This window comes from Nocardia sp. NPDC059240 (assembly GCF_042753865.1).
GTDB lineage: Bacteria > Actinomycetota > Actinomycetes > Mycobacteriales > Mycobacteriaceae > Nocardia.
Genome location: NZ_JBHZAC010000009.1, coordinates 52,618 through 69,591, shown reverse-complemented (window position 1 = coordinate 69,591; position 16,974 = coordinate 52,618). Strand labels below are relative to the sequence as shown.

Here is a 16,974-nt window from a genome sequence, read left to right as displayed (position 1 = left end):
GGGGGTACTACAGGGACCTTCGGAACACACGGCCTCCAGTGAACACGACGCCCCCGCCGGGATTCCGGCGGGGGCGTTCGCGGTCAGGCTGTGTTCAGCTCGCCATAGCGGGCTGCGTGCGGCGGGTCAGCTTGCGGCCGCCCTCCGCCAGCGCGGTGCGCAGGCCGCGGCGACGACCGGTCACCGGGTCGATGGTGGTCTCGCCACCGAAGACCTTCTCCGACTTGGTTTCCGGAGCGTCGTCGGTGCCGCGGCGCAGGTACTTGTTGGGCAGCGACAGCTTCATGATGGTGCGCCACGACTTGGCGTACTGCACCGGCAGCGAACCGGTGGTGTACGGCAGGTCGTACTTCTCGCACAGGGCGCGCACCCGCACCGCGATGTCACCCAGTCGGCGGGACGGGATGTTCGGGTACAGGTGGTGCTCGATCTGGTGCGAGAGGTTGCCGGTCATGAAGTGCATGAGCGGGCCGCCGGAGATATTGGCGCTGCCCAGCATCTGACGCAGGTACCACTCGGCCTGGGTCTCGTTGTCGCAGTCGCCCTTGGTGAACTTCTCCGCGCCGTCGGGGAAGTGGCCGCAGAAGATGACCGCGTTGGTCCACACATTGCGCACCACATTGGCCGCCAGGTTGGCGGTCAGCGTGCCGAGGAAGGCCGGGCCGGTGAGCAGCGGGAAGATCAGGTAGTCCTTGGCGGCCTGCTTGCCGATCTTCTTCAGAACGGTCTTGCGGTCCTCTTCGAACTGGCGGCGCTCCGGCGAATCCGCGGCCCACTTCTTCTTGGCGACCTTGCCGAGCTCCAGATGCTGGATGGCGACACCGTATTCGAAGAACATCTGCAGCAGCAGGTTGTAGACCGGCTGGCCGAGGTAGAACGGGGACCAGCGCTGATCGCGGGTGACGCGCAGCAGGCCGTAACCGATGTCGTCATCCATGCCGAGCACATTGGTGTACTTGTGGTGCAGGAAATTGTGGGTGATCTTCCAGTGTTCGGAGGGACCGGCGTTGTCCCATTCCCACTTGGTGGAGTGGATTTCCGGATCGTTCATCCAGTCCCACTGCCCGTGCATCACATTGTGGCCGATCTCCATGTTCTCGATGATCTTGGCGGTGCCGAGCAGCGCCACGCCGGCCAACCAGGCCGGCGGGAAGAGACTAGCGAAAAGCACGGCGCGGCCACTGATTTCGAGGCCGCGCTGGAGACGGATCACATTGCGGATGTAACGGGCATCCTGCTGACCCAAGGAGGATTCGACCTCGCGGCGGATGGCGTCTAGCTCCGCCCCGATCGCTTCGACATCCTCCGGGGTGAGGTGCGCGTATTCCTTGACATCCGAGATCGCCATGCCGGTTACAGTACCGTAGGTTACGGTCCCGTAGGTTGGCGAGGAATGAATCTCTACTGTGTCGAATACCGCGTTGTGTTCGCTACTCGACTCTGCTAGCGATTACGCCCGAGCTTACGTGAAAACCAACCGCCCCGTTGTGCTTTCTCGGACAGCAAAGCCTTTTCCGCCCTTGCCTTTTCCTGCAGCGCCGCCTTGGCCTCGCGCAACACCTGCTTCTCCTGCGCGGCCTTCTCCTTCAGCACAATCTTGGCTTCCTGCAATGCCGAACGCAGCCCGCGCCGCTCACCCGTCACCGGATCCACGCCCCAGGACGGCTGATGCTCCGCCAGCCACTCGCTCGCGCTGTGCTCATTGAGCCATTCGCCGCCGTGCTCGGCCAGCCATTCACTGCCGTTCAACGCGGGCAGCGCAGGCAGGGTGATGCCCGCGAACTTGCGCTCGGACGACGTTTCCGGCGCATCGTCGGAGGTCCGCTTGAGCCACTGGTCCGGCAGCGCCAGCTTGTGAATCGTGCGGAACGCCAACAGGTATTGCTTGAGCAGCGAACCGGTCGTGTACGGCAGGTCGTACTTGTCGCACAATTCCTGCACCTTGACCGATACCTCCCGGTACCGATTGCTCGGAATATCCGGGAACAGGTGATGCTCGATCTGGTAGCTCAGATTGCCGCTCATGAACGCCATCGTCGGGCCCGAATCGAAATTCGCGCTGCCCAGCATCTGCCGCAGGTACCACTCGCCCTGCGTCTCGTTCTCGAACTGCTCCTCGGTGAATTTCTGTGCGCCGTCGGGGAAATGGCCGCAGAAGATCACCGCGTATGCCCACAGATTGCGGACCAGGTTCGCGGTGGCATTCGCCTTGAGCGTCGACTTCCACGCCGGACCGGTGAGCGCCGGATAGATCACGAAATCCTTGGCGACCTGCTTGCCCGCCTTACGCCAGAACGCCACGTTCGGTTCGGTGAAGACGTGCTGCGGGGGGAACAGCTTGGTCGTGGGCACGCCCATCTGTTCCTTGGTGGCCGCCAGATCGTGCAGCGCGATGCCCCACTCGAACAATGCGGCCAGCACCAGATTCGCGAACGGCTGCGCCAGGTTGATCGGCTTCCACTCCTCGTCGCGCGTCATGCGCAGGATGCCGAAGCCCAGATCGTCATCCATGTCGAGGATGTTGGTGTACATGTGATGCGAGTAGTTGTGCGCGGCCTTCCACTGCGCCGACGTACCCGTCATATCCCACTCCCACGTGGTGGAGTGGATCTCCGGGTCGTTCATCCAGTCCCACTGCCCGTGGCTGATGTTGTGCCCGAGCTCCATGTTCTCGATGATCTTGGCCACCGAAAGCAGGGCGGTGCCGGTCAGCCAGGCCCAGCGCTTCTTGGAGGCGAACAGCGTCGCGCGCCCGGCGGCCTCCAGAATCCGTTGTGCCGCAATGGTGCGACGGATGTATTTCGCATCCTTCTCACCCAGCGACAACTCAACCTCGCGACGAATCGAATCGAGCTCATGCCCGAGCGATTCGATATCGGCCGCCGAGAGATGGGCGAACGCCTTGATATCGGTGATTGCCACCGGCGGTCCTTCCGTGGTTGATCTGCCGTGCGCCCCCCGCAGTAATTGCTATCGAGGGTAGCCGTTCTCGCGCGCCGCGGCCGCAGCCGGTGCGGGCGTCACACTTCGATCGTGCAGTCGCCCGCGGCGGCCGAGATGCAGGTCTGGATCTTGTCGCCCGCGCGGTGTTCCTTGCCATTGCGCAGATCTCGCACGTGACCCTCGGTGACGGTCACCACACAGGTCTGGCAGATGCCCATGCGGCAGCCGAACGGCATCTGCACGCCCGCGTCCTCACCGGCCTGCAGCAGCGTGGTCGCGCCGTCCACCTCGATGGACTTACCGGCCTTGGCGAAGGTGACATTGCCGCCCTCGGCGGTGGCATTGCGCTCGATCTCGAAGCGCTCGACGTGCAGCTTGTCGGCCAGACCGGCGGCGGCCCAATACTTCTCGATCTCGTCGAGCATGGGCAGCGGGCCGCAGGCCCAGACCTCGCGCTCACGCCAGTCCGGGCACACCTCGTCCAGATCGGCGAGCGCGAACTTGCCCTTCTCGCCGGTCAGGTGCAGGTGCGCGGTGAAACCCGGTCGGCGCTCGTGCAATTCGCGCAGCTCGTCACCGAACATGACGTCGTCGGGGGTGCGGGCGGAATGAATGTGCAGGACATCCGCGACCGAGTCGCGGCGATCCATGGTGCGCAGCATGGCCATCACGGGAGTGATGCCCGAGCCCGCGGTCAGGAACAGCACCTTGCTCGGCGTCGGCTCCGGCAGCACGAATCCGCCCTGCGGGGCGGCCAGGCGCACGATGGTCCCGGCGGGCACGCCGGAGACGATGTGGCTGGACAGGAAGCCCTCGGGCATGGCCTTCACGGCGATGGAGATGAGCCGCTTGCCCTTGTGCCCGGCCTCGCCGGTCCAATCCGGCGGGCAGGTCAGCGAATACGAGCGCCAGTGCCAGCGGCCGTCGACCAGCACGCCGATGCCGATGTACTGGCCGGGGGAGAACTTGAAGTCGAAGCCCCAGCCCGGCTTGATCACCAGGGTGGCCGAATCGGCGGTCTCCTTGCGGACCTCCACAATGCGACCGCGCAGCTCACGCGCCGACCAGAGCGGATTGATCAGGTGCGCGTAATCGTCCGGCAGCAGGGGAGTGGTGATCCGGGCCGCCGCGCCGCGCAGTGAGTCGAGGGGAGTCCGTCCGCCGTTGCCGCCCTCGGCCACGGGGGCCTCCAGCCATTCCCGCAGCGCGCGCACGGAGAAACCACTCTTCGAAGCCATGATCCGGAAACCGTTCCTATCGTCGTACCGCGTCCGTCACAGCAAGGTTACGGCATCGTAGGTTACGGTGCCGGAGCTAGCTGGTAAGACCAGCTCAGAGCAGGTCCAGCAGGAACGGCAGTTCCTGCGCGGCATACCAGGCGAGCTGGTGATCCTCGGCGTCGCCGAGCACGAATTCGGCGTCGGTATCACCCATATCGGCGGCGTCGATCACACCGACGGCCTTGGAGACCTCGGACTCGGCCTCGGCCAGATCCACGTGGATGGACGCGATGCGGTCGTACGGGATCGCGGCCGAGAGCCGGACCACGGCATCGTCGAGGTCGGGGCGCAAGGTCGCGCCGTCCACGTCCGCGGCGATGACGGCGCGGCGGAAGATGGGACCCGCGGGGGCGGAATCGGATTCGTCCGAGCCGCGCAGATCCGCGGCTTCCTGCTCCTGGGCCAGCAGTCGCAGCGAGGCGCGTGCGGCCTCGGCCATGGCCACCTCGGCCAGTTCCTCGTCGTCGCCGGAGGCGTAGGCCTCGCGCAGCGCGGGCGTCACCGCGAAGGCGGTGTCGTTGAGCGCGCGAATCTCCCGATCGGCGACCAGTTCCCGCAGCATCGGCACCGTGGCCGGGACGTAAACCCGTAGCTTCTTGGATACGGCGGACGACTCACTGGACGCAGGCACCGAGCATCTCCTCCATCGACTCGTGCACCGAAGCGGTCAGCACCGCGATATCGGCCATGGCGTCGCGATCGGCCGTGAGCCCGTAGAACACGCGTCCGTCGTAGGACGTGAGACCGATGCTCAAAGCCTGAAAGCGCAGCAATGGCGACACCGGGTACATCTCCAGCATCCGCGCGCCGCCGATGTACATGGCCTGCTGCGGACCCGGCGCGTTGGTGATCACCAGATTGAACGTGTGCTCTGCAAAAGTACTCGCCGAGCGCACGCTCATCGCATGCAGGCTCGCCGGAGCGAATCCGGCCATATGTACGAGGGTCCGGGCCCGCACCCCGCGCTGATGGCGGTCGTGCGCCTCGGTGGCGTGCTTGATGTGCTCCATGCGGATCACCGGATTCGGTTCGCCGACCGGCAGATCCAGCAGCAGCGAGGTGACCTCGCCGGCCGGTTTGAGCTCGCCGTGCGGGCCGTCGGCGTAGACCGACATGGGCACCACCGCGCGCAACTGGTCGGCCTCGGTGAGCACTTGCCCGCGCGAGAGCAGCCAGTTGCGCAGCGCGCCCGTCACCACCGCGAGGATCACGTCGTTGATGGAGCAGTCGAACCGTTTGCGGATCTTGCGGTAGTCCTCGAGATCGGTGCGCACCACCGCGAAACGGCGATTGCGGGAGGTGCGGGTGTTCAGGGGGCTGTCGGGTGCGCCGATGGCCGCGGTGCGGACCATGGACACCAGTTTCGCGACCGCCTTGCCGGTGGCGTCGACCATGGCGAACGCCTCCGCCACGTGATGGCGGGCCACCTCCAGGCCCTCGCGCGGCTGGGTTGCCAGATGCAGGACCGCGCCGACCAGGAGTTCCAGATCGGCGGGTTCGCGGTGCGCGATCCAGGCGTCGTCAGCGACCTTGCGCGGGGCGGTCGAGGTGTCCAGGATCACATGCCCGATCTCGAGCGCGCTGTCCCCGTCGACCAGCGCCGAATGGGTCTTGGTGAACACCGCGCAGCGGCCCTCGGACAGTCCCTCCACCAGATACATCTCCCATAGCGGGCGAGTGTGGTCGAGCGGGCGCGAGGCCAGGCGCGCGACCAGGTCCAGCAGCTGTTCGTCGGTGCCCGGTTCGGGCAGCGCGGAACGGCGGATGTGATAGGTGATGTCGAAGTGGCCGTCGTCCACCCACACCGGGCGACCCAGCGCGAAGGGGATCTCCCGCACCTTGCGGCGGTAGAGCGGAACCAGCGGCAGCCGCGATTCGACCAGCGACACCAGCCGCTCGTAATCCAGCGGCCCGCTCCCGGAATTCCCGGTCGGCGCGGGATTGCGCAGGATGGCCAAGGAACCGATATGCATCGGGTTGCTACTGGATTCCAACCGGTAGAACGACGCGTCCTGCGGCGTCAGTCTGGTGATCACGCTGCCCGCTACTCCCTTATCCCTGCCTTCGCCCGCGGAAGTTCCCCCTGCCGAGGCGTCGGCTGACCGACGGCGTACGCCGTCTGGAAGGCAAGCTATCGCAATCCGATCACCTGGGGGAATGGATGGGCGGCACTGCCCGAGCCGGACCCCCTACATGCTACGGCAGGGGGTCTGAAACAGCCTCGCCCACAAGGGCATTCGCTGAGAGGTCGCTGGCGTGCCGAGGGTGGTTCCGGCAACCCGTATTTCACAGCTTTCCCTCAGTGGGCGGTCCATCCCCGCCGCACTTCAGCACCTATGCTGGGCTGCGGATTACCATGGCTTAAAGATTGCGCGCCCGCGCGCGATGTTCCCTGCCTTGGTGGGGGCTACCGACAACACCGACCAGAGGACTACAAGACCCGTGCCTGCGCTGAGTTTTTCAAGGTTGCTACGGATTGGTGAGGGTCGCACGGTCAAGCGGCTCGCGAGTCTCGCGGATGAGGTCATCGCCCTCGACGAGGAGTACACCGCGCTCTCGGACGCCGAACTCCAGGCCAAGACCGCGGAGTTCAAGGAACGCTACGCCGACGGCGAGAGCCTCGACGAGTTGCTGCTCGAGGCCTTCGCGACCGCGCGGGAGGCGTCGTGGCGGGTGCTCAACCAGAAGCACTACAAGGTGCAGATCATGGGTGGCGGCGCCCTGCACATCGGCAATGTCGCGGAGATGAAGACCGGTGAGGGCAAGACCCTGACCTGTGTGCTGCCCGCCTACCTCAACGCCATCTCCGGCGAGGGCGTGCACGTCGTCACCGTCAACGACTACCTCGCCAAGCGCGACGCCGAGTGGATGGGCCGCGTGCACCGCTTCCTCGGCTTCGAGGTCGGTGTGATCCTCGGTGGCATGACCCCGGCCGAGCGCCGCGAGGCCTACGCCGCGGACATCACCTACGGCACGAACAACGAGTTCGGCTTCGACTACCTGCGCGACAACATGACCCACTCGCTGGACGATCTGGTGCAGCGCGGGCACAACTTCGCCATCGTCGACGAGGTCGACTCGATCCTCATCGACGAGGCCCGTACCCCGCTGATCATCTCGGGCCCGGCCGACGCCTCCTCGAAGTGGTACGCGGAGTTCGCGCGCATCGCGCCGCTGCTGAAGAAGGACCTGCACTACGAGGTCGACATCAAGAAGCGCACCATCGGTGTGCACGAGGCCGGTGTCGAATTCGTCGAGGACCAGCTGGGCATCGACAACCTCTACGAGGCCGCGAACTCGCCGCTGGTGAGCTACCTGAACAACGCCATCAAGGCCAAGGAGCTCTACACCAAGGACAAGGACTACATCGTCCGCAGCGGTGAGGTCATCATCGTCGACGAGTTCACCGGCCGAATCCTGGTGGGCCGCCGCTACAACGAGGGCATGCACCAGGCGATCGAGGCCAAGGAAGGCGTCGAGATCCAGCCGGAGAACCAGACTCTCGCGACGATCACGCTGCAGAACTACTTCCGCCTGTACGACAAGCTCTCGGGCATGACCGGTACCGCCGAGACCGAGGCGGCCGAGCTGCACCAGACCTACGGCCTGGGCGTGGTGCCGATCCCGACCAACAAGCCGATGGTCCGCCAGGATCAGTCCGACCTGATCTACAAGACCGAAGAGGCCAAGTACGTCGCGGTCGCCGACGACATCCAGGAGAAGCACGAGCAGGGCCAGCCGGTCCTGGTCGGCACCACCTCGGTCGAGCGTTCGGAGTACCTGTCGAAGCTGCTGACCAAGCGCGGCATTCCGCACAACGTGCTCAACGCCAAGTTCCACGAGCAGGAAGCGCAGATCGTCGCCGAGGCCGGGCGCCCGGGCGCGGTGACCGTCGCCACCAATATGGCCGGTCGTGGTACCGACGTCGTGCTGGGCGGTAACCCGGACATCATCGCCGACATCCTGCTGCGCCGGCAGGGCCTGGATCCGGTGGAGACCCCGGACGAGTACGAGGCCCAGTGGCACGCCACCCTCGAGCGGGTCAAGGAGCAGGTCGACGAGGACGCCGACGCCGTGCGCGACGCGGGCGGCCTCTACGTGCTGGGCACCGAGCGCCACGAGTCGCGGCGCATCGACAACCAGCTGCGCGGTCGTTCCGGCCGTCAGGGTGATCCGGGCGAGTCCCGCTTCTACCTGTCGCTGGGTGACGAGCTGATGCGGCGCTTCAACGGTGCCGCGCTCGAGTCGATCATGACCCGGCTCAACCTGCCCGACGATGTGCCGATCGAGGCCAAGATGGTCTCGCGTGCCATCAAGTCCGCGCAGACCCAGGTCGAGCAGCAGAACTACGAGATCCGCAAGAACGTCCTCAAGTACGACGAGGTCATGAACCAGCAGCGCAAGGTGATCTACGCCGAGCGCGCCCGCATCCTCGAGGGCGAGGATATGGAGGGCCAGGTGCAGGAGATGATCACGGACGTGATCACCGCCTACGTCACCGGCGCCACCGCCGAAGGCTATGTCGAGGACTGGGATCTGGAGAAGCTGTGGGGCGCGCTCAAGACGCTGTACCCCATCGGCGTCGCCTTCAAGGACCTCACCGGTGAGAACGAGACCGGCGAGGTGGGCGAGCTGTCCCGCGAGGAACTCACCGAAGCCGTGCTGGAGGACGCGCACGCGGCCTACGAGAACCGTGAGTCCGAGATCGACGGTCTCGCCGGCGAGGGCAGCATGCGCAATCTGGAGCGCCAGATCCTGCTGAGCGTGCTGGACCGCAAGTGGCGTGAGCACCTCTATGAGATGGACTACCTCAAGGAGGGCATCGGCCTGCGTGCCATGGCGCAGCGCGACCCGCTGGTCGAGTACCAGCGTGAGGGCTTCGACATGTTCGCGGCGATGCTGGAGGGCCTGAAGGAGGAGTCGGTCGGCTTCCTGTTCAACCTCCAGGTCGAGGTGCAGCAGCCGCAGCCGGCGGGCATGAACGTGGCTGCGGGCCTGCAGTCGCCGGTCGGCAACCGTCCGCTCCCGACGCAGGAGGACGCGGCCGCCGGTAACGGCAACGCGGCCCCGGCGGCCTTGCGCGCCAAGGGAATCGACGAGTCCGGCCCGCGTGGCCTGTCCTACTCCGGTCCGGACGAGGGCGGCCACGCCGCCATTCGCAGCGACAGCGACGAGTACGGCAACGAGGACGGTCAGAGCGGCACCCGCCGCGAGCGCCGTGAGGCGGCTCGCAACGAGAGCAAGCAGGATCGCGCGCCGCGCAGCAAGCGTCGGCACTAGGTAATCGAAAAACGGTGAGCCCCGGGCGTTTACGCCCGGGGCTCACCGTTTTTCGCACTGGACCAGCACTTTTCGGCCGGTCATGAAACGGTCACGATCACTGCGATCAAATGGTTCCAGTCCGGTCGCCGCGGGGTGGCCGAGCAGGAAGGGAATCACACAATGCGCAAGACTTTCGCCGTGACCGCTATGGCCCTGGGCATCGCCGCCATGGGAATCGGTGCCGCGTCGGCCAACCCCGGTGGTAACTACATCGGCAACTACGCCACCCAGTCCGCGTGCGACGCCGACGGCCAGGCCCCCAGCACCGGCGGCACCCACTACGTGTGTGAGCCGCAGGCCGATGGCACCTTCGATCTGTACACCGGTGTGCCCGCCTGAACGGTATGACCATCGGCCGCTGACCCTCGCGGCTGTGCGCTCCCGGCGAATTCGCCGGGAGCGCTTTCGTTTTCGATGTTTACCGAGGGTCGGTTCGGTGAATCATCAATGGGGATAGCATGATTCGTGGCGGGGCGCATCCGGGCTAATCTTATTCGAACTCCTTTCACTTCGGATCGCGCAAAAGTGGGCAGAGATATCGCCCGAAGTCGCCGGTGTGTTAATTGAATTCGTCCGGTCAAATTTGTGATTTGCGTCATTCGGGGACATTTTGTGCCAGTTCTCGGGGGCGACTTGGTTGCAGGCTATTAGCTCGTCTAAGTTTCGGTATGTGTGGGAGGACCGAAAGTTGTACGGGCGGGGTCGGGAACAAATCCAATTGGATGGTGTTCTCGCGGCGGCTCGGTCAGGGCGGGGTACCGGAGTGGTGCTGTGCGGAGATCCGGCCATCGGCAAGACCGCGCTGTTGCGCGCGGCGGTCGCCCGGGCCGCGGACTTCCGGGTGCTGCGCTGCCAGGGCATTCGCACCGAATCCGAATTGCGCTATGCGGCGCTGCACGAATTACTGCTACCGGTCGCCGATCGAGTGGGCGCGCTGCCGCCCGCGCAGGCGGAGGCACTGCGCGCGGTGCTCGGCCTCGGCGCCGGGGCCCCCGATCCCTTTCTGGTCGGCGCCGGTCTGGAGCGACTGCTGGCGGAGCTCGCGACCGCGGGACCGCTGCTGCTGATCGTCGACGAGGCGCGGCTGGTGGACCGCGAATCGGCGCAGGCGCTCATCTTCGCCGTGCGCCGCCTGTCCACGGCGCCGGTGGCGCTGCTGGTGGCGCTGCGCGGCGATCCGGCCGACACGCCCTGGCGTGAGATGCCCGCACTGCCGGTGACCGGCCTGCCCGACGCGGAGTCCCGTCGGCTGATCGCGGAGAACTACGGCCCGATGGGTGCACTGCGGCTGTCGCGGATCCTGGCGGTGGCGGGCGGCAATCCGCTGGCCCTGCACGAATTGCCCGGCGTGGTGGACGATCTCGCGGGTACCGGCCCGCAGCCGGTGCCGCTGGGTCCGGCGCTGCGCGCGGCCTTCCGGGAGCGCGTCGCGGCGCTGCCGGAGCAGGTGCGGATGCTGTTGACGGTCGTCGTCACCGAGACGCGCGGCGTGCTCGGCACCGTCACCGAGGCGGCCACCGCGCTCGGGACCGGTCCCGCCGCCTGGGAATACGCCGCGGCCGCGGGCCTGCTCAGCGTCGGCGACGGCCGGGTGGAACGTCGACATCCGCTGCTGTGCGCCGCGGTCCACGACGCCGCCACCCCGGCGCGCCGGCGGGCCGCGCAATTGGCGGTCGCGACCGCGCTGGTCGGTTCTGGTGAGGCGGATCTGCGGGTGTGGCATCGGGCCATGGCCGCGGACCGGCCCGACGAACGACTGGCGTGGGTGCTCTCGGAGCGAGCGGGGGCGGCGGGCCACGGCGCGCTGACCGCCGCCGCCATGTTGCGCCAGGCGGCGGCCATCAGCGCCGATCCGGAACGGGCGGGGGAGCGGCTGGCGACGGCCGCCCGATTTGCCTGGGCCGGTGGCGATATCGCGTCGGCGCGCGGGCTGCTCGACCGGGCCACCGCCCGGCTGGGCGCGGAGCGGGCGGCGACCGCCAGTCGCGGATTGGCCGGACTGCTGGAATTCGTTGCGGGCGAACCGGAACGGGCGAGCCGACTGCTGTTGCGCGACGCCGAACTGGTGGATCCGCACACCGCGGAATTGCTGCGCCTGGACGCCGAGCGGGCACGCTGGGTGGCCGGGCACGGCGTGCTCGAGCTGGATATCGCGGAAATGACGGTGCGGGAAGGAATTTCGCGTCTGCACTCGATGATCCGGCCGCTGCCGCCCGCCCCGCTGGTGCTGCTGTGGGGGCTGGCGGACGTGGCGCTCGAGCCCTATACGCAGGCCGTGGCGTCGCTGCGCGGCAGTGCGGCCCCGGCGGCGGTGTCGCTGCTGCCGCAGCTGGCGATCGTGCAATTCGCCAACGGCCGCTTCGCCGATGCCGAGCGGACCCTGGCCGAGGCGTTCGAACTGGCCGAGGCCGGCGGGGTGGAGAACGTGCTCGCCCACTGCTGGGCGCTGCGCATGAAGATCGCCGCGCTGCACGGTGATTCGGAGGTGGTGGCCGACGGCGCGGAGCGCGTGCTGGCATTGGCGCGGCCGCGCCGGGCGCAGGCGCTGATCGCGTCGGCGCACTGGCATCTGGGCTTCCATGCGCTGAGCCTCGGTGATCCGGAGACGGCGTATCTGCGCCTGCGCACGCTGGCGCAGCCGGGGCACGACGCCCGGCATCCGACCTATGCCCGTTTGGCCGCACTGGATCTGGTGGAGGCCGCTACTCGGGTGGGCCGCCACGCCGAGGCGCTGACGTACTACGCCGACATCCGGGACTGGGCGATCCGCTCCCGGGCGGACTGGGCGATCTCCGCTGCCTATGCCTGCCGGGCGCTGCTGTGCAACGACGACCGCGCCGACCGGTACTTCCGGCGGGCGCTGGCGGTCCGGCGCAGCCGCCACGATCTGAATCATGTGCGCACTCAACTGCTTTACGGCAAGTGGCTGCGCCGGGCCCGCCGCCGTGCCGACGCCGCCGAGCAGCTGCGCGCGGCAGCGGAGGCGTTCGAGCGGATGGGTGCGCAGCAGTGGACGCTGCGCGCCCGGCAGGAGTTGGAGCTCACCGGGCGGCGGGCCGCGCCGGTCACCGCGCACGGCGAGATCTCGGTGCTGACCGCGCAGGAGCAGCGGGTCGCGCGGCTGGCCGCCCAGGGGCTGACGAATCGCGAGATCGGGACCGAGCTGTTTCTGAGCCCGCGGACGGTGGGACACCATCTCTCGCGGGTCTTCGGCAAGCTGGGACTCAGCGGCCGGGCCGATCTGGGTGACGTCGATTTCGACAACGGCATGCGAATCGTGCGACCGCGCTGAGATTTTCGGACCGCGTTGAGCCTTTCGGGGCGGGCTAGTCCAGGTGGACCGACTCGCCCCAATAGCGTGGGTCCCAGTTGATCAGGATCATCCCGGCCACGCTGCCCGTGCAGCCGCCGCACGCGTTGACCTGGATCAACTTGTCCACGTCGGTGTCCCCCGCGAGCACGGCATGCGTGGACAGCCAGACCGCCCGCAGTTCGAGTGCGGCGGGCCGGCCGCAGCGTACGCATTCCGGCAGGGTGTCGTCGGGGTCGTTGCGTCCGATCCGGACTTCCGGCGTGACGGGTGCGCCGGGCCCCAGGGCCTCATCGAGGAGCGGCGAAAATTCTTTGCGCTCACGGTCATCCACCTCGGCAGGCTAACTATTTCCGGCCGCGTCCGCATCCCACACGGGCGGATGCGGGACTGCCGGGTGCCGGATGTTTGACCGACAGACGGGTGGGAAAGCAATGGGGGAGGATATCGTCCGGCCCGGTAATCGAGTCGCCGAAACTCGTGCGCATTTTAAAGGGCAGTCCGGGTTTTGTAATCGGTCGATGTATCGGTCATCGAATCGGTCGTTAATGCGAGACTCGGAATGTCCTATCTCACAATCGGTCTCGGCCGATGAATCCCGCCTTGTCGAATTTGTCCGGTTCTTGCGAAGCGGGGTAAGTTGCGATGTGCGCGAGATCCGGGTTCTCCCAGGGAGGGAACGAGAACAGGCCGAACTGTCCCGGGTATTGAGCCGGGCGGGTGCGGGCCACGGCGGAGGGCTATTGCTGTGGGGCGATCCGGGCATCGGGAAAACCGCGCTGTTGCATGCCGCGGAGTTGTCCGCCACCGATTTCCGGGTGCTCGCCTGCAGTGGATTGCCGGCCGAATCTCGGCTCGAATTCGCGGCGCTGCACGAACTGCTGAACCCGCTCGCCGATCAGCTTCCGTCGCTGCCCGATCCGCAGTCGCGCGCGCTGGCCCGTGCCTTGGGGCGCGATACCGGTCCGGCCGACCCGTTCCTGGTGGGCGCGGCGGTGGTGACGCTGCTGGCGGCGCTCGCCGCGCGCCGGCCGGTCGCGCTGATCGTCGACGACGCCCAGTGGGTGGACGCGGCGACCGCGCACGCCCTCACCTTCGCGCTGCGCCGCCTGGCCGGCAGCCGGGTGGTGCTGCTGGCGGCGGTGCGGGACTGCCCGGCCACCTCGGTGTGGCAGGCGCTGCCGGTGCTGCCCGTCGCCCCGCTGCCGGACGAGGCGGCGCGTGCCCTGCTGGCCGGACGGACCACGGTGCTCGGCGCGCCCCGGGCCACCCGCATCCTGCGGGTCGCCGCCGGTAATCCGCTGGCCCTGCTGGAGGCGCCGCTGGATGCCGAGGAGCTCGCCGGAATCGGCTGGGGCCCGGTGCCTTTCGGTCCGCGACTGCGCGCCGCCTTCGGACCCGCCCTGGCCGAGCTGACCGACCCCGTGCGCACCCTGCTCACCGTGGTCGCCGCCGAGGACCGCGGCACCCTGTGCGCGATCGTGCAGGCCGCCACCGAACTCGGTGTCACCGGCCCGGATTGGGAGGCGGCGCTGGCCGCCGGACTGCTGGCGGTCACCGACGGGCGCGTGGAGATGCGTCACCGCCTGCTCTGCGGCGCCGCCTACGATGCCGCCGACCCGGCGCGCCGGCGCGCCGTGCACCGCGCTCTGGCGGATGCGCTGCGAGGCCCGGACACCGAGGAATTGCGGACCTGGCATCTGGCCGCCGTGGTCGACGCCTCGGACGAGACGTTGGCCCGGTCCCTCGCGGACGCCACGCCCCGGGTGCGGGCGCGGGCCGGAGCGCTGGCCGCGGCGGCGGTGCTGCGCCGGGCGGCCGCCATCACGCCGGATCCGGTGACGGCCGGGACCCGGCTGGCCGGTGCCGCCCGATTCGCTTGGGAGGGTGGCGATATCGAATCCGCGGACCGTCTGCTCACCCTCGCCGAGGCCCGCGCCGGCGTGGCGGATCTTGCGGCGGCGGGCAACGGCCTGCGCGGTCTGCTCGAATTCGTGGCGGGCAATCCAGTGCGGGCGCGGACACTGCTGTTGCGCGACGCCGATGCCCTCACCGGTTCGCCCGCGGCCGAGCTCGCGGCCGGACTGCGCCTGGTGGCCGAGCGGGCGGCGTGGGCGGCGGGCCAGGCCGGGGACACGCCGCTGGACGGTCAGCTCGAGGCCGTCGCGGCCGCGCCGTCACCGATCGTGGCCGCCCATCTGCTGCCCCCGGCCGCCCAGTTGATCGAGTGGGGACTCGGCGAACAGGCCGTCGAACCGTATCTGAAAGTGGCTGGGGGCCTGCGTAATTCGGGGGATCGGGCGGCGGCGCTCGGGGTGCTCCCGCAGCTGGCCGTGCTGCAGTTCGCCACCGGGCACTGGGAGTCGGGCGAGGAGACCCTGGCCGCGGCGTTCGAGCTGGCCACCGGCGCAGGCGCGGACAATCTGCTGGCCCAGTGCTGGAACCTGCGGGCCCGGCTGGCCGCGCAGCGCGGCGACGCGGACGCGGTGGCCGACAGTGTGGAGCACGCACTGGCACTGGCCCGTCCGCACGCGGTGCCGATCCTGATCGGCGGCGCGTACTGGAACCAGGGTTTTCACGCGCTCAACACCGGTGACGCCGAGACCGCCTACCGGCGGCTGCGTGCGCTCTACGAGCCAGGCCACGAGGCCGCACATCCGAGCCTGGCCCGGTTGGCGACCCTCGACATGGTCGAATCCGCCTGCCGGGTGGGCCGTTTCGACGAGGCGGCGGTGTGCGCCGACGCGATCGTGGACTGGGCATTGCGCTCGCGGGCGCGCTGGGCGCTGAGCATCGCCTATGCCGGCCGGGCGCTGCTGTCGCCGGAGGATCGTGCCGAGCACTACTACCGCCGCGCCCTCGCCGTCGGCGACACCCGGCATACCAGCTTCGGCCGGGCCCGCACCCAACTGCTGTACGGCAAGTGGCTGCGCCGGGCCCGCCGCCGCCGCGACGCCGCCGAGCAATTGCGCACTGCGGCCGACGCTTTCGACCTGATCGGTGCGACGGCCTGGTCCGCGCGCGCCCGCACCGAACTCGACCTCACCGGCACCGGGACCAAGGCCGCGGGCACCGGTTCGACCCCGCTGACCGCGCAGGAGTCGCAGGTGGCCAAGCTGGCCGCCCAGGGGCTCACCAATCGGGAGATCGGCGCGGAACTGTTCCTGAGCCCCCGCACGGCCGGGCACCATATGTCGCGCATTCTCGAAAAGCTCGGTCTCACCAGTCGTTTCGAATTGCGCGGTATCGATTTCGACAACGGCATGCGTTTGAAGCGACCGCGCTGAACCGCTTTCGGTCCTTCAGCGAATTTCCGGCAAGTCAGATTCGGGTGAGTTCGAAGATCCGGAACCGGCGTTCGCCGGCCAGCCGCTGCTCCATCGCATAACCGGGCCAGAAATCCAGCGCCCGCCGCCAGGCCCGATCCCGATCGCCACCTGTCAGCTGCCGCACCTGGACCGGGAAACGCTCGGCTCGCACCCGGAGTTCGGCGCGTTCGGCCCCGAGCAGATTGGCCGACCAGGACGGTTGCTGCGGTTTGCCCCAATTCGAGGACACGATCAGGAAGCGTTTCTCGTCGCCCGGATCGGGAACGTAGAGCAGGGTCACGGTGCGGGGAATGCCGGTGCGCCGTCCGGGCACGGTGATCTGCAGGGCGGGCAGGCCCGCCACGTCCAGGATCCCCTTGCGATCCTTGGTGATTCGCCTGGTGAAGTCCTCCAGCGCGAAGACGGCCGGTGCGGCGCGCATGACCAGCGGGCGGCGCGCGAGGGCGCGGCCGAGCCGGGGCAGCGGATTCCAGCGGGCGGGCGCGTCGGGTCTGCGACGCCACTCAGCGAATGCCATGCCCCGATTATGTTGCTACTTGTCCACGCCGGCGCGCGTCACGGCGCCCAACGTGCCCTATCCCACTCGTCCTGCCAATCATGCGGATCGGCGGGCGAGCGGTCCTCTTCGTGTTCCTGCGCCAATTTCTCGTGCCCGTTCCGTGTGGGCGCGCCTTTCTCCGGCCTGGTCTGGCCGGCGGCGGCCGCTTCGGGGATTTCTTCGCCCATGACATCCCTTCGTGCCGGTTATGCACAAAAGGTATCGAATGGGCGATTTCCTGGCTATCTCAGG

The 16,974-nt window shown here is 68.1% G+C and carries 11 protein-coding genes; 4 read left to right on the top strand and 7 right to left on the bottom strand.

What is annotated here, in order from left to right:
- Positions 1-94 precede the first annotated feature (94 nt).
- From ACFXHA_RS30170 to ACFXHA_RS30150, 5 genes are all read right to left on the bottom strand, one after another.
- Positions 95-1,348 carry a fatty acid desaturase family protein gene (locus ACFXHA_RS30170; RefSeq protein WP_379362366.1) on the bottom strand — a complete coding sequence of 418 codons (1,254 nt, stop codon included), beginning with the start codon at positions 1,346-1,348 and terminating at the stop codon, positions 95-97.
- 95 nt (positions 1,349-1,443) lie between these two features.
- Positions 1,444-2,922: a fatty acid desaturase family protein gene (locus ACFXHA_RS30165; RefSeq protein WP_379362365.1), complete on the bottom strand. Its 1,479-nt coding sequence runs from the start codon at positions 2,920-2,922 to the stop codon at positions 1,444-1,446.
- A gap of 98 nt (positions 2,923-3,020) precedes the next feature.
- Positions 3,021-4,181, bottom strand: coding sequence for a ferredoxin reductase (locus tag ACFXHA_RS30160; RefSeq protein WP_379362364.1), 1,161 nt, complete (start codon positions 4,179-4,181; stop codon positions 3,021-3,023).
- 94 nt (positions 4,182-4,275) lie between these two features.
- Positions 4,276-4,854 carry a DUF6912 family protein gene (locus tag ACFXHA_RS30155; RefSeq protein ID WP_379362363.1) on the bottom strand — a complete coding sequence of 193 codons (579 nt, stop codon included), beginning with the start codon at positions 4,852-4,854 and terminating at the stop codon, positions 4,276-4,278.
- On the bottom strand, positions 4,838-6,259 hold the full coding sequence (locus ACFXHA_RS30150; protein ID WP_379362362.1) for a wax ester/triacylglycerol synthase family O-acyltransferase: 1,422 nt from the start codon (positions 6,257-6,259) through the stop codon (positions 4,838-4,840). The genes ACFXHA_RS30155 and ACFXHA_RS30150 overlap by 17 nt, the downstream gene beginning before the upstream one ends.
- Before the next feature lie 406 nt (positions 6,260-6,665).
- On the opposite strand from ACFXHA_RS30150, the gene secA reads away from it, so the two are divergent.
- The 3 genes from secA to ACFXHA_RS30135 all read left to right on the top strand — a co-directional run bounded on the left by secA (position 6,666) and on the right by ACFXHA_RS30135 (position 12,837).
- Positions 6,666-9,503, top strand: coding sequence for a preprotein translocase subunit SecA (secA, locus tag ACFXHA_RS30145; RefSeq protein WP_379362361.1), 2,838 nt, complete (start codon positions 6,666-6,668; stop codon positions 9,501-9,503).
- A gap of 162 nt (positions 9,504-9,665) precedes the next feature.
- Positions 9,666-9,884 (top strand): hypothetical protein, encoded by a 219-nt coding sequence (locus ACFXHA_RS30140; protein ID WP_379362360.1) that lies wholly within the window; start codon positions 9,666-9,668, stop codon positions 9,882-9,884.
- A 331-nt stretch (positions 9,885-10,215) separates the two neighbouring features.
- The gene (locus ACFXHA_RS30135) at positions 10,216-12,837 is read left to right on the top strand and encodes a LuxR C-terminal-related transcriptional regulator (protein ID WP_379362359.1); all 2,622 of its coding nucleotides are present in this window, start codon (positions 10,216-10,218) and stop codon (positions 12,835-12,837) included.
- Positions 12,838-12,871: 34 nt separating this feature from the next.
- Here the strand turns inward: ACFXHA_RS30135 and ACFXHA_RS30130 are convergent, their stop codons facing one another.
- On the bottom strand, positions 12,872-13,189 hold the full coding sequence (locus ACFXHA_RS30130; RefSeq protein WP_379362358.1) for a hypothetical protein: 318 nt from the start codon (positions 13,187-13,189) through the stop codon (positions 12,872-12,874).
- 313 nt (positions 13,190-13,502) lie between these two features.
- On the opposite strand from ACFXHA_RS30130, the gene ACFXHA_RS30125 reads away from it, so the two are divergent.
- Entirely contained in the window at positions 13,503-16,142 is a 2,640-nt protein-coding gene (locus ACFXHA_RS30125) for an AAA family ATPase (protein WP_379362357.1), read from the top strand.
- A gap of 34 nt (positions 16,143-16,176) precedes the next feature.
- Here the strand turns inward: ACFXHA_RS30125 and ACFXHA_RS30120 are convergent, their stop codons facing one another.
- The gene (locus tag ACFXHA_RS30120) at positions 16,177-16,701 is read right to left on the bottom strand and encodes a nitroreductase family deazaflavin-dependent oxidoreductase (protein ID WP_379362356.1); all 525 of its coding nucleotides are present in this window, start codon (positions 16,699-16,701) and stop codon (positions 16,177-16,179) included.
- Positions 16,702-16,974 lie beyond the last annotated feature (273 nt).

Excerpts from the sequence above, each read along its gene's own strand:
- ACFXHA_RS30170 (WP_379362366.1), bottom strand. The coding sequence starts at position 1,348 with ATGGCGATCTCGGATGTCAAGGAATACGCGCACCTCACCCCGGAGGAT.
- ACFXHA_RS30140 (WP_379362360.1), top strand. The coding sequence starts at position 9,666 with ATGCGCAAGACTTTCGCCGTGACCGCTATGGCCCTGGGCATCGCCGCC.
- ACFXHA_RS30160 (WP_379362364.1), bottom strand. The coding sequence starts at position 4,181 with ATGGCTTCGAAGAGTGGTTTCTCCGTGCGCGCGCTGCGGGAATGGCTG.
- ACFXHA_RS30120 (WP_379362356.1), bottom strand. The coding sequence starts at position 16,701 with ATGGCATTCGCTGAGTGGCGTCGCAGACCCGACGCGCCCGCCCGCTGG.